Genomic DNA, 12,667 nt, shown 5'->3' on the forward strand with positions numbered 1-12,667 from the left:
CCTCCGTTCGGGTGAGAACGCAGCGTCACGCGAGGGCCGTCACCCGGGGACCGCACACCACGAGGAGGGGCCGCCGGGCGTGCCCGGTGGCCCCTCCTCTCCCCTCCTGAGGGCTCGCTGCGGCCCTCCCGGTGCCTCCCGGTCCGTCACTACCGGGGAAGCACCACGACATACGCGGCCGGGTCACGGTCGGCCGAGGCCATCAGGGCCGTGCGCACCACCGCCGCCTGCTGTTCCATCGCGTCCCTGAGCTTCCTCGGCGTGATGTACACGACCGTGATCCCGAGGCGTTCCAGGTGCTCGCGCTTGCGGGCGTACTCCGACCACAGCGCGTCCTCGTCCTGGCGCGGGGCCCGGGTGTCCAGCTCCACCGCCACCGCCTGGTCCGGCCAGTACGCGTCCAGGCCGCCGAGGTGCGGGCCGCCGGGCAGCCGCAGGTCGACGTTCCAGACCGGGTCGGGCAGGCCGTACTCGCCGACCATCCGGTACAGGCGGTCCTCGGCGATCGCGCGGCCCTCCGCCACGAGCGCGTCCACCGCGTCCACCACGTGTGGCCGGTTCAGCAGCTTGGCCTGGGTCAACTCCCTCACCACGGCGGCCGGTTCGCAGTGCCCGCCGCGCACCGCCTCGGTGAGCAGCCGCCGTACCGCCGCGGCGTCCGTCAGCTCCGCCACCGCGTCCGCCAGCGCCCGCGGCACCGGCGCCACCGGCAGGCCCGTCACCGTGCGGGGGGCCGGGAGGGCGGGGGTGCGCAGCACGTGGACGTAGCCCGCGGAGCGCAGCCGGCGCAGACGGGGGACCAGGACGTCGATGCGGTCCAGGGAGAGCAGGGGCGGGGTGGCGGAGAAGCCGTGGAGGGTGAGCGCCGCCAGGCCGGTGATCATCGCCTCCGCGTAGACCGGGCGGTGCGGTTCCTCCGCCGTCGGCTGGGCCGGGACGCCCGGCACGGACTCGCGGGCCGCGTACAGCAGCGCCCCGTGCAGACGCTCCTCGCTCGTCGGCGGGCCGGGGTGGAGGAGGACCACGTTCGGCAGCAGCAGCTGCCAGGGGCCGCCGGAACGGCACTGCTCGGTCAGCTCGGCCGTCGTCACTCCGTGGGAGCGGAGCTGGGCCGTGGTCAGGACGCGGCGGTGGACCTCGGAGAGGTGGCGGAGGGGGCGGGGGGAGAGCGGGGTGTTGTGCGTCATGGCGTCGGGATTCCCGCGCCCGGTCCCACCTTTAACCGCTGTTACACGTCCGTCGAGGAATGCGGACAAGAGGGGACTAAAGGTCAGGTGTTCGGGTGCCGAGTAGCGACGGGAAACCCCTGGTCCGATCGGGTGCGGGCCAGGGGTTACGGTTCCGATTGACCGAATTCCGTAACGGTCACCGGTGGCCAAAGCTCAGGCCAAAGCTCGTCCGGTGCCGGGCGGGTGGCGGCCGCTGTCAGTCGACGACGGCCGTCGCGTCGCACTCCTGTGCGCGCAGCGCCCGCGCCAGGTCGTCCCGCGCCTCCAGCACCAGCCGGCGCAGCGCCGGCGCCGCGTCCCGGTGCTCCTCGAGCCACGCGTCCGTCGCCGCAAGCGTCTCCGGCCGGTCCTGCAGCGCCGGATACAGGCCCCGTACGACGTCCATGCCGATCTGGATCGACCGCTCCCGCCACACCCGCGCGATCGCCGCGAAGTACTTCTCCGCGTACGGCGCGGTCAGCTCCCGCTGGGAGGACTGGCCGAAGCCCGCGATCGTCGCCTCGACCAGGGCGTTGGACAGCGCGTCCGACTCCACCACCTGTGCCCACGCCTGCGCCTTGACCGCCGCCGACGGGCGGGCCGCCAGGCAGCGGACCTGGTGCCGCTTGCCGGACGCCGTGTCGTCCCGGGCCAGCTCGGCCGCGAGGACGGACTCGTCGGCCACGCCGTGCGCGGCCAGCGGCTCCAGGAACGACCAGCGCAGCTCCTGGTCCACCTCCAGGCCGTCGACGGTCTCCGTGCCGTCCAGCAGGCGTTTCAGCAGGGCGAGGTCCGTCTCGCCGGACGCGACCGTGGCGAAGAACCGGGCCCACGCCAGCTGCTGCTCACTGCCGGGCTCGGCCGCCTCCAGCTCCCGCAGCGCACCCTGGGCGAGCAGCTCACCGCCGGTCCGACGCCACTGCGGCGCCACGTAGTGCACCAGCGCCGAGTTCGCCCACGCGTGCAGCATCTGCAGCACCCCGATGTCGGACTCGCGCCCCGCGAACCGCAGCACCAGGCCGACGAAGTCCCGCGCGGGCAGCAGCGCGTCCCGGGTCATGTTCCACAGCGCCGACCAGCACAGCGCCCGGGCCAGTGGGTCGGTGAGCTCGCCCAGGTGCTCCTTGAGGGTGGCCAGTGAGGTGTCGTCGAAGCGGGTCTTGCAGTACGTCAGGTCGTCGTCGTTGACCAGGACCAGGTCCGGGGCCTCGGCGCCCGCCAGGTCCGCGACGACCGTGCGCGGCTCGTGCACGTCCGTCTCCACGCGCGCGTACCGCTCCACCGCGCCCTCGGCCGTACGCCGGTACAGGCCCACCGCGATCCGGTGCGGGCGCTCCTCGGGGTGCGACTCCGGCGCCTCCTGCACCACCGCCAGCTCGGCCACCCTGCCCTCGGTGTCCAGCAGCACCTGCGGCGTCAGGGAGTTGACCCCGGCCGTCTGCAGCCAGGAGCGCGCCCACGCCGACATGTCCCGGCCGCTGGTCTCGCCCAGCACCGACAGCAGGTCGCCGAGGCGCGTGTTGCCGTACGCGTGACGCTTGAAGTAGCGCCGCGCGCCCTCCAGGAACGCGTCCTGGCCGACGTACGCCACCAGCTGCTTGAGCACCGAGGCGCCCTTGGCGTAGGTGATGCCGTCGAAGTTCAGCTTGGCGTCCTCCAGGTCACGGATGTCCGCCGTGATCGGATGCGTGGACGGCAGCTGGTCCGCGCGGTACGCCCAGGCCTTGCGGCGGTTGGCGAAGGTGATCCAGGCGTCCTTGAAGCGGGTCGCGCCGACGTTGGCGAACGTGCCCATGAAGTCCGCGAAGGACTCCTTCAGCCACAGGTCGTCCCACCACTCCATGGTGACCAGGTCGCCGAACCACATGTGCGCCATCTCGTGCAGGACGACGTTGGCCCGCGCCTCGTACGACGCCTGCGTGACCTTGCCGCGGAAGATGTACTCCTCGCGGAAGGTCACCAGACCCGGGTTCTCCATCGCGCCCAGGTTGTACTCGGGCACGAAGGCCTGGTCGTACTTGCCGAACGGGTAGGGGTAGTCGAAGTGGTCGTGGAAGAAGTCCAGGCCCTGCTTGGTGACCAGGAAGACGTCGTCGGCGTCGAAGTGCGGGGCGAGACCCCTGCGGCACATCGCGCCGAGCGGGATCTCCAGCTTGGTCCCGTCCTCGAACACCCGCTCGTAGGAATCCGTCACATAGTGGTACGGCCCCGCCACCACGCACGTGATGTACGTCGAGATCGGCTTGGTCTCCGCGAACTTCCATACGCCGTCCACGAGTTCACCGGCGCCGTTGCTCCACACCGTCCAGCCCTCGGGCGCCCGCACCTCGAAGCGGTACGGCGCCTTGAGGTCCGGCTGCTCGAAGTTCGCGAACACCCGGCGCGCGTCGGCCGGCTCGTACTGGGTGTAGAGGTAGACCTCGCCGTCCTCGGGGTCGACGAAGCGGTGCATGCCCTCGCCGGTGCGGGAGTAGGCGCACCGGGCGTCCACCACCAGCTCGTTCTCCGCGGCCAGGTCCTCCAGCGCGATCCGCGCGCCGTCGAACACCTCGCCCGGGTCCAGGTCCCGGCCGTTGAGCGAGACCGAGGTCACGCTCGGCGCGATCAGGTCGGCGAAGCTCGACGCCCCCGGCTCGCTGCAGCGGAAGCGGATCGTGGTCACCGAGCGGAACGTGCGTGGCTCGCCCTCCCCGTCCCCCACGGCGGACCTGAGGTCCAGGGACACGTCGTACCCGTCGACGGACAGCAGGGCGGCCCGCTCCCGGGCCTCGTCACGGGACAGATTCTCACCGGGCACGGACGGCACTCCCTTGTGATCGCGTGGATGAGGGCTGAACAGGACCGATCCTGCCATGTGCCCCTGACAGCAGGCAGCAGGGAATGCGGGTCGCGAGGAGGTCGTTGAGGGCTGAAAAGAGTCTTTCGCTGAGGAGAGCCATGTCCGAGTCCGGCAAGACCCCCGTCGACTTCTGGTTCGACCCGCTGTGCCCGTGGGCATGGATGACGTCCCGCTGGGTGCTGGAGGTGGAGAAGGTCCGCGACATCGAGGTCCGCTGGCACATCATGAGCCTCGCCGTCCTCAACGAGAACAGGCTGGACGAGCTGCCCGAGGAGTACCGGGAGATGCTCGCCACCAAGGCCTGGCAGCCGGTGCGCGTGGTCACCGCGGCCTGGCAGAAGCACGGCGCCGACGTCCTCGGCCCGCTGTACACCGCGCTCGGCACCCGCATCCACAACAACGGTGAGGGCCCCACCCTGGAGGCCGTCGCCGGGGCGCTCGCGGACGTCGGCCTGCCCGCCGACCTCATCGACTACGCCGAGCAGCAGGACTTCGAGTACGACGCCGAGCTGCGCGCCTCCCACAAGGAGGGCATCGAGAAGGTCGGCCAGGACGTCGGCACCCCGGTCATCGCGGTGCCCGGCCCCGACGGCGAGCAGATCGCCTTCTTCGGCCCGGTCGTCACCCCCGCCCCGAAGGGCGAGGAGGCGGCCCGCCTGTGGGACGGCACCCTCGCCGTGGCCTCGGTGCCGGGCTTCTACGAGATCAAGCGGACCCGGACCAAGGGACCGGACTTCAGCAACCTGTAGGCCGCCGTCGCACGGGCCCGGTGCCGTTCAGCGCGCCGGGCCCGTTCCCTGATCATGTGCGCGACGGCTTCGGGACCGGCACGCCCGGCTTGAGGAAGAACAGGCCGGCGACGGACCCCTTCTTGTCGAAGCTCAGGCGGAACTCGCCGGCGCTGTGCTGCATGCGCAGGGGCACGCCGACCACGGTGTAGCGGCCGGACTCGGTGTCCTTGGGCTTCCCGTGCGACCTGTAGTGTCCGAACTGGGCCTGGTAGCTCTTCCACACCTTCTCCAGCCCGTCCGGCGGCAGGTGCTTGCGCATACTTGCGTCGAAGTGGGCGGTGGCGGCCTTGTAGTGGCCCTTGACGATGTCGTCGAGCGTGTGCAGGGCGACCGTGTCGTCCTTGGACGCGGCCGGCGCGGAACCGGTGGCCGACAGCAGCGCGGTCGCGGCCAGTGCGACCGCGGCCGCCGCCCGGACGAGCCGCCGCGCGCCACCGTGGGACATGTCGTGGTCGGACATACGCTCATCGTGCGCCACTCACCCACCCCGCGCATGCGGAGAACCCCGTGAGTCACGTCCTCACGGGGTTCTCCGTTCTTCCGCCTGCCGCCGTGAAGGGTGAGAAGACGATCACGAGGCAGGACGAGCGAGGGGCTCTCAGGGAGCCGGCAGGAGCACGTTCGCGCGGGACTTGGCGGCCGCATAACGGCGGGCGACGTCCTGCCAGTTGACGACCTGCCACATGGCCTCGACGAAGTCCGCCTTCTGGTTCCGGTACTGGAGGTAGAAGGCGTGCTCCCAGGCGTCGAAGACCAGGACGGGGGTGGAGCCCAGGCCGACGTTGCCCTGGTGGTCGTAGACCTGCTCCACGATCAGCCGGCCGCTCAGCGGCTCGTACGCCAGCACGCCCCAGCCGGAGCCCTGGGTGGTGGCGGCGGCCTTGGAGAGCTGGGCCTTGAAGGCGGCGAAGGAGCCGAAGGACTCCCTGATCGCGTCCGCCAGCTCGCCCACGCCGTCGGCCGCGAGCGGCTCGCCGCCGCCGTCCTTCGGGCCGGTCATGTTCTGCCAGTAGATGCTGTGCAGGATGTGCCCGGAGAGGTGGAAGGCCAGGTTCTTCTCCAGCCCGTTGATGGATCCCCAGGACTCCTTGTCCCGCGCCTCGGCGAGCTGCTCCAGGGTGTCGTTGGCGCCCTTCACATAGGCCGCGTGGTGCTTGTCGTGGTGCAGTTCGATGATCTCCGGGCTGATCACGGGGGCCAGCGCGGAGTAGTCGTAGGGCAGGTCGGGCAGCGAGTAGACGGGCATGGGTGATCCCCTCCGAGACCTTATTGCAAGTCTGTTGCAACTACACGCTAGCAACAATTGCGCCCGGGGAACACAAAGGCCCCCACGTGTGTCACGCGGGGGCCTTGCCGGAGCCGGGCTGTCAGCGACCGGCGCGGGCCCGCTGCCAGAGGTAGCCCACGACCGCCAGGAACAGGGTCATGCCGCCGGTGGAGTAGAGCTGGACGCGGGTGTCCGGCTCGCGGGCCATCAGGACGAAGATCGCCACCATGCCGGCCAGCGCGACCCAGGTCAGCCAGGGGAACGCCCACATGCGCACGACCAGCTTCTCGGGGGTCTCGCGCTCGATACGGCGGCGCAGCAGCAGCTGGGAGACCGCGATGAAGATCCAGACGACCAGGATGACCGCGCCGATCATGTTCAGCAGCCAGGGGAAGACCCGGTCCGGGCTCCAGTAGCTGAGCAGCACGCAGACGAAACCGAAGAAGCAGGAGGTGAGTACGGCGATGCGGGGAACCCCGCCGGACAGCCTGATCAGCGTCCTCGGGCCCTGGCCGCGCTCGACCAGCGAGTAGGCGATGCGCGAGGAGCCGTAGATGTTGGCGTTCATCGCGGACAGCAGGGCGACCAGGATGACCACCTTCATCAGCTGGCCGGCGCCGGGGATGCCGAGGTGGTCGAGCGTGGCGACGTACGGGCCCTTCTCGACGACCGCCTTGGAGTCCCACGGGACCAGGGTGACGACGACCGCCATGGAGCCGATGTAGAACAGGGCGATGCGCCACATCGCCGTACGGACGGCGGAGGCCACGCCCTTGACCGGGTTCTCCGACTCGGCCGCGGCGATGGTGACCGTCTCCATGCCGCCGTAGGAGAAGACGGACGCGAGCAGGCCGATGATCAGGCCCTCGCTGCCGTGCGGGAAGAAGTGGGTGAGGTGCGAGGTGCCGGGGGAGTCCGTGCCGGGCAGGACGCCCGCGACGGCCAGGGCGCCCAGGATCAGGAACAGGCTGATCGCGCCCACCTTCAGCGCGGCGAACCAGAACTCGAACTCGCCGAAGTTCTTCACCGCGGCCAGGTTCGCGCCGCAGAACACCACCATGAACAGGGCCACCCACATCCACTGCGGGGTGCCGGGCAGCCAGCCCTGGACGATCTTCGCGGCGCCGATGCCCTCCAGGCCGACGGCCGTGCACAGCAGCACCCAGAAGGACCAGCCGGCGGCGAAGCCCGCCCACGGGCCGATCGCCCGCTCGGCGTGCGCGGAGAAGGAGCCCGACGACGGGTAGGCGGCCGACATCTCACCCAGCATCCGCATCACCAGCATCACCAGCAGGCCGGAGAGCGTGTACGCGAGGACGATGGACGGACCTGCGGCGGCGATGCCCGCGCCGGAGCCGACGAACAGGCCCGCGCCGATGACGCCGCCCAGGGCGATCATCGACAGATGGCGCTGCTTGAGGCCGTGGGAGAGGGAGGCGCCGTCCTGCTGCTGGGGTGGCGTCTCGGTGGTCGTACTGCTGGGCATGGGCGCGGTTCTCCCGGGCAAGGCAATGGGCGGGCAAAAACCCCGCCAGTCTGGGCGGCCCGTCCGCTGACGCGGAGGGACCGCCCAGTATCCGGACACCCTCTGTGCGGAGGGTGGCGATCCGGTTACGCCGCCGCGAGCACCGGCGTGTAGTGCGAGGCGTCGCCCTCGATCGAGTAGCTCTCCTTGCCCTCGATGCCGACCGGCACGTCACCGGCGACGGTCACCCGGTGCAGCCGGCGCGGCCGTCCGTCGTAGTTGTCGATGGCGTAGTGCTGGGTGATCCGGTTGTCGAAGAGCACCAGCTCGTTCTCCGCCCAGCGGTGGCGCAGGATGTTCTCCGGCCGGGTGATGTACGCCTGGAACAGGTCCAGGATCTTGCGGGACTCGCCGACCGACAGGCCCACGATCCGCTGCGCGAACCCGCCGATGAACAGACCCCGCTCCCCGGTCAGCGGGTGCACCCGGACCACCGGGTGCGCGGTGCGGTACCGGATGGAGGTGAACTGGGCGCGCTGGGCGGCCTGCTCCTCGTCGATCTCCTCGTCCGGTACGGCGTAGTCGTAGTCGTTGGTGTGCTCGGCCCACAGGGTGTCGGCCAGGCGGCGCAGCGGCTCGGGCAGGTCCCGGTAGGCGGCGGCCGCGTTGGCGATCAGGGTCTCGCCGCCGTACGGCGGGACGGTGATCGAGCGCAGGGTGCTGGCCTGCGGCGGGTTGAGCACGAAGGTCACATCGGTGTGCCAGTGGTTGGCGCGGCCCCGCTCGCTGTCCACGGGCAGCACGTTCGGCGCGCCGTCGACCGCGCCGACCGTCGGGTGCGCGGTGGTCAGGTCGCCGAAGTGGCGGGCGAAGGCCTGCTGTCCGGCGTCGTCCAGGCTGCCCGCGTCGAAGACGAGCGCCTTGTGGACGTTGAGGGCCTCGCGGATCGCGGTGACCTCCTCCGGCGCGAGCGGCCTGGTGATGTCGACGCCGGAGACACGGGCGCCGATGCGAGCGGTGACCTTGGTGATCTCGATGGACATGTGCGGGTCCTTTCAGACGAGGGCGGGGGCCGGGCTCAGGTACTGGTTGGCGGGTCGGGGGAGGCCGTAGCGCTCCCGGAGGGTCTGGCGGGGTCCGTAGGCGTCGCGGAACAGGCCGCGGGCGCGCAGCAGCGGTACGACGTGCTCGACGAAGGCGTCCAGGCCGGAGGGCAGTACGGCGGGCATGATGTTGAAGCCGTCGGCGGCTCCTTGCGTGAACCAGGTCTCGATCTGGTCGGCGACCTGCTCGGGCGTCCCGGCGAAGGTGAGGTGGCCGCGCCCGCCGCCGAGCCGGCCGATCAGCTGCCGGACGGTGAGCCGCTCGCGCCGGGCCAGCTCGACCACGAGCGTGTAGCGGCTCTTGGCCCCCTCGACCGCGGACTCGGGCGGCAGGTCGGCCGGAAGCTGGGCGTCCAACTCCAGTGTCTCCGCGGGGAGTTGCAGCAGCCGCTCCAGCCGGTCCACCCCGTGGTCGTACACGATGTGGTCCTCCAGCAGCTGCTCCGCCGCCCGTGCCTCCGCCTGCGTCGAGCCGAGGACGGGCACGATCCCGGGCAGCACCTTGATGTGCTCGGGATCCCGTCCCGCCCGTGCCGTACGGGACTTGAGACCGGCGTAGAAGGCCTGGGCGTCGGCGAGGGTCTGCTGGGCGGTGAAGACCGCCTCCGCGTAGCGGGCGGCGAAGGCCTTGCCGTCCTCGCTCGACCCCGCCTGCACCAGCAGCGGGTAACCCTGGGGCGGGCGGGGCACGTTGAGGGCACCGGCCACGCTGAAGTACGTCCCCCGGTGCCGGGGCGGATGGACCTTGCTGTCGTCGCCCCAGACGCCGGCCGCCTTGTCGGCGACGATCGCGTCGTCCTCCCAGCTGTCCCACAGCTTCAGCGCCACATCGAGGAACTCGGCCGCTCGGGCGTACCGCTCGGCGTGCGCGGGCTCGGCGTCCAGCCCGAAGTTCCGGGCGGCCTCGGCCCCCGCCGTGGTGACGATGTTCCACCCGGCCCGGCCGCCGCTGATGATGTCCAGCGAGGCGAACTTGCGGGCCAGGTTGTAGGGCGAGTTGTACGACGTGGACGCGGTGGCGATCAGGCCGATGTGCTCGGTGGCCGTCGCCAGCGCGGTCAGCAGGGTGAGCGGTTCCAGGGCCCCGGCCGGGCGCTGGGCGAGGTTGCCCCACAGCTGGGGGCCGTCGGCGAGGAAGAGCGAGTCGAAGGTCCCGCGCTCGGCGATCCGCGCGAGCCGCACGTAGTGCGCCAGGTCGACGTGCGCGTACGGGTCGCTCTCCGGCAGCCGCCAGGAGGCCTCGTGGTGCCCGGTGTTCATCAGGAACGCGTTGAGGTGGAGTCTTCTCTGTGTCACCGGTGGTCCTCCGTGACGCCCAGTGCGGTCAGCAGTCGTTCGCGGTACTCGCCCAGGACCGGCTCGCGGTAGGAGCGCGGGTGGGGGTGGTCGATGGTCAGGTCGAGGCCGATGCGGCCCCGGTCGAGGACGAGGACCCGGTCGGCCAGCACGATCGCCTCGTCCACGTCGTGGGTGACCAGGAGGACGGAGGGGCGGTGGCGCTGCCACAGGTCGCGCAGCAGGCCGTGCATCCGGATCCGGGTGAGCGCGTCCAGCGCGCCGAACGGCTCGTCGGCCAGCAGCAGTTCGGGCTCGCCGACCAGGGAGCGGGCCAGTGCCGCCCGCTGTGCCTCGCCGCCGGACAGCTCGCCCGGCCAGGCCCGCTCGCGGCCCTTCAGTCCGACCTCGGCGAGGGCGGCCCGGCCGCGCTCCTCGGCGTCCTTGCCGTCGGTACCGAGCAGGACGTTGTCCAGCACCCGGCGCCAGGGCAGCAGCCGGGAGTCCTGGAAGACGACCGAGACCCGCTCGGGGGCGGTGAGCAGGCCGCCGCCCGCGACCCCGTGGTCCAGCCCGGCGATCGCCCGAAGCAGGGTGCTCTTGCCCGAGCCGCTGTGCCCGAGCAGGGCCGTGAACTGGCCCGGGGGCAGGTCGAGGTCGATGCCGTCGAGGACCGTGCGGCCCTCGAAGGACCTGGTCAGGCCCCGCAGCCGGACGGCGGGTCGGGTCAGTTGCTCAGTGTGCGGCGCCACGACAGCACCCTCCGTTCGATGAGACGGACCGCGCTGTCGGAGACCAGGCCGAACACGCCGTAGATCAGCAGGCCGACCAGGATGACGTCGCTCTGGCCGTAGTTCTGTGCCTGGAACATCATGTAGCCGAGGCCGCTGGTGGCGTTGATCTGCTCCAGGACCACCAGGGCCAGCCAGGAGCCCGTCACACCGAGCCGGAGTCCCACGAAGAATCCGGGCAGCGCGCCGGGGATCACCACCTGGCGGATGAAGGTGAGCCTCGAAAGGCCCTGTACCTCGGCGAGTTCGACGTACCGGCCGTCGATGCCGGACAGCGCGGCATGCGTGTTCAGATAGATCGGGATGTAGACGACGATCGCGATGATGGCGACCTTGAAGGTCTCCCCGATGCCCAGCCAGAGGATGAACAGCGGGATCAGGCCGAGCGTCGGGATCGCCCGGTTGAACTGCACGGTCCCGTCGATCAGCGCCTCGCCGGCGCGGCTGAGCCCGGCGGCGAGGGCGAGCAGCACGCCCGCGGCCAGGCCGATCGCGAAGCCGTATCCGGCCCGCTGCACCGAGGTCCCGATGTCGGTGGCCAGGGTGCCGTCGGTCCACAGATGACCGGCGGTCCTGATGACCGTCCAGGGCGCCGGGACGGCACCCGTGTCGAGGGTTCCGGCGGCGGAGGCCGCGGCCCACAGGGCGAGGAGGACGAGGGGGCCGATCAGCCGGGCGGCGGGCAGCCGGCGGCCGGGGGAGAGGCGGCGGCGCCTGCGGACCTCGGGAACCTCCCCGGCCTCCGCCGCAGCGACGGAGGTCGTCGTGGTCAGCGCGGTCATTTCCGGTACTCCTCGGGTACGGCCTTGGCGGCGATCGACTCGAAGCGGTGGTCGAAGAGCGAGCCGACGTCGAACTTCTCCACGAACCCGCCCGCGGCGAGCAGATCGGCCGTCTCCTGCTCCCACTTGATCGCCTCGGCCCAACTGGGCGGGAACAGCGGCTTGTTGGCGAGCCTGCTGATGCCGCGCGCCTGCTCGAGGGTCAGGTTCTGGGTCTTGACGTAGAACTCCTCGTTCCAGACGTCCGGGTGCTCGTACTGCCACACCTGGCCCTTGGCCCACTGCGGGATGTAGGCGGCGATCGCGGCGGCCTTCGCCGGGTCGTTCAGCACGGACTGCGGGGCCCACAGCAGGTTGAGCAGGTCGACGACGTCGGTGGGGATGGTGCGGGCGCCCTTCGCCTCGTACTGCTTCAGATAGGCGGGCGCCTGGCTGTTGGCGAGCGGGGCCACGTCGACCTGTCCGGACTGCAGGGCGGTGAGGAACTGGTTGCTGGTCAGCGGGACCAGCTTCACCTCGTCGTACGTCAGGCCCGCCTGCTTCAGCGCCCGCAGCAGGACGACGCCCTGCGCCTGGCCCTGGGAGAACGCGAGCCGCCTGCCCTTGAAGTCGGCGACGGTGTGGATGTCGCTGCCGGGCTTCGTGGCGAAGACGTAGTTGGGCTTGCGGGTGAGGTCGATCGCCACGATCTTGGCGTCGAAGCCCTGGTAGTGCGCCTGGATCGGCGGGATGCCGGCGTTGTTGGCGAGGTCGAGGGACCCCGCGCGGAAGGCGTTGATGACATCCGGGCCGGCGCCGATGTTGAGCCAGTTCGACACCGTGAACGGCAGCTGAGGCAGCTTCGCCAGCCGGAACTGCAGCTGCTGCTGGCCCAGGTACGAGGCGATCTTCAGGCTGGTGCCGGCCGGGACCTTGTCCGCGAGCGGCCTGGTGGCGGCGCCCTTGGCGTCGGCGGAGGCATCGCCCTTGGCGCAGCCGCCGAGGCCGACGGCGGCGGACGCGCCCAGCAGGGAGGCGAGAAAGACACGACGGTGCATGAGAACTCCCCGAAGGAAAGGAGGGGAAAGAAGGGGAAGAAGGGGAAAGAAGGGAAAAGGCAGGCGGAATTCCGGAGCCAGGGGCCGGAGGAAAAAAGAGAGCACGGAG

11 protein-coding genes are annotated in these 12,667 nt (G+C 71.0%); 1 reads left to right on the forward strand and 10 read right to left on the reverse strand.

The window, feature by feature from the left end; all coding sequences use genetic code 11:
* Window positions 1-149: 149 nt before the first annotated feature.
* Window positions 150-1,187: a hypothetical protein gene (locus tag FB563_RS21310; RefSeq protein ID WP_142218843.1), complete on the reverse strand. Its 1,038-nt coding sequence runs from the start codon at window positions 1,185-1,187 to the stop codon at window positions 150-152.
* Window positions 1,188-1,425: 238 nt separating this feature from the next.
* A complete protein-coding gene (pepN, locus tag FB563_RS21315) occupies window positions 1,426-4,005 on the reverse strand; it encodes an aminopeptidase N (RefSeq protein ID WP_055703523.1) in 2,580 nt (859 codons plus the stop codon).
* A 140-nt stretch (window positions 4,006-4,145) separates the two neighbouring features.
* Here pepN and FB563_RS21320 point away from each other — a divergent pair, with 140 nt between their 5' ends.
* On the forward strand, window positions 4,146-4,796 hold the full coding sequence (locus tag FB563_RS21320) for a mycothiol-dependent nitroreductase Rv2466c family protein (RefSeq protein WP_055703524.1): 651 nt from the start codon (window positions 4,146-4,148) through the stop codon (window positions 4,794-4,796).
* Between the two features lie 52 nt (window positions 4,797-4,848).
* Here FB563_RS21320 and FB563_RS21325 read toward each other — a convergent pair whose 3' ends face one another.
* The 8 genes from FB563_RS21325 to FB563_RS21360 form a co-directional block, all read right to left on the reverse strand.
* Window positions 4,849-5,298, reverse strand: a complete 450-nt coding sequence (locus FB563_RS21325; protein WP_055703525.1) for a DUF3887 domain-containing protein — start codon at window positions 5,296-5,298, stop codon at window positions 4,849-4,851.
* Window positions 5,299-5,436: 138 nt separating this feature from the next.
* Complete coding sequence (locus FB563_RS21330) at window positions 5,437-6,084, reverse strand: superoxide dismutase (protein ID WP_055703526.1); 648 nt, start codon at window positions 6,082-6,084, stop codon at window positions 5,437-5,439.
* Window positions 6,085-6,205: 121 nt separating this feature from the next.
* Entirely contained in the window at window positions 6,206-7,591 is a 1,386-nt protein-coding gene (locus tag FB563_RS21335; protein ID WP_055703527.1) for an amino acid permease, read from the reverse strand.
* A 125-nt stretch (window positions 7,592-7,716) separates the two neighbouring features.
* Window positions 7,717-8,613, reverse strand: a complete 897-nt coding sequence (locus FB563_RS21340) for a TauD/TfdA dioxygenase family protein (protein WP_055703528.1) — start codon at window positions 8,611-8,613, stop codon at window positions 7,717-7,719.
* Between the two features lie 12 nt (window positions 8,614-8,625).
* On the reverse strand, window positions 8,626-9,969 hold the full coding sequence (locus tag FB563_RS21345; RefSeq protein ID WP_107100478.1) for an LLM class flavin-dependent oxidoreductase: 1,344 nt from the start codon (window positions 9,967-9,969) through the stop codon (window positions 8,626-8,628).
* Window positions 9,966-10,700 carry an ABC transporter ATP-binding protein gene (locus FB563_RS21350; RefSeq protein ID WP_055703529.1) on the reverse strand — a complete coding sequence of 245 codons (735 nt, stop codon included), beginning with the start codon at window positions 10,698-10,700 and terminating at the stop codon, window positions 9,966-9,968. Before FB563_RS21350 ends, FB563_RS21345 begins: the two co-directional genes overlap by 4 nt.
* Window positions 10,676-11,521, reverse strand: a complete 846-nt coding sequence (locus FB563_RS21355; RefSeq protein ID WP_055703530.1) for an ABC transporter permease — start codon at window positions 11,519-11,521, stop codon at window positions 10,676-10,678. Before FB563_RS21355 ends, FB563_RS21350 begins: the two co-directional genes overlap by 25 nt.
* Window positions 11,518-12,558, reverse strand: a complete 1,041-nt coding sequence (locus tag FB563_RS21360; protein WP_055703531.1) for an ABC transporter substrate-binding protein — start codon at window positions 12,556-12,558, stop codon at window positions 11,518-11,520. Before FB563_RS21360 ends, FB563_RS21355 begins: the two co-directional genes overlap by 4 nt.
* Between the last annotated feature and the right edge of the window lie 109 nt (window positions 12,559-12,667).

The organism is Streptomyces puniciscabiei (assembly GCF_006715785.1).
GTDB lineage: Bacteria > Actinomycetota > Actinomycetes > Streptomycetales > Streptomycetaceae > Streptomyces > Streptomyces puniciscabiei.

Coding starts and splice junctions, on each gene's coding strand:
- FB563_RS21335 (WP_055703527.1), bottom strand. CDS start 7,591: ATGCCCAGCAGTACGACCACCGAGACGCCACCCCAGCAGCAGGACGGC.
- FB563_RS21360 (WP_055703531.1), bottom strand. CDS start 12,558: ATGCACCGTCGTGTCTTTCTCGCCTCCCTGCTGGGCGCGTCCGCCGCC.
- FB563_RS21340 (WP_055703528.1), bottom strand. CDS start 8,613: ATGTCCATCGAGATCACCAAGGTCACCGCTCGCATCGGCGCCCGTGTC.
- FB563_RS21320 (WP_055703524.1), top strand. CDS start 4,146: ATGTCCGAGTCCGGCAAGACCCCCGTCGACTTCTGGTTCGACCCGCTG.
- FB563_RS21330 (WP_055703526.1), bottom strand. CDS start 6,084: ATGCCCGTCTACTCGCTGCCCGACCTGCCCTACGACTACTCCGCGCTG.
- FB563_RS21355 (WP_055703530.1), bottom strand. CDS start 11,521: ATGACCGCGCTGACCACGACGACCTCCGTCGCTGCGGCGGAGGCCGGG.
- FB563_RS21310 (WP_142218843.1), bottom strand. CDS start 1,187: ATGACGCACAACACCCCGCTCTCCCCCCGCCCCCTCCGCCACCTCTCC.
- FB563_RS21325 (WP_055703525.1), bottom strand. CDS start 5,298: ATGTCCGACCACGACATGTCCCACGGTGGCGCGCGGCGGCTCGTCCGG.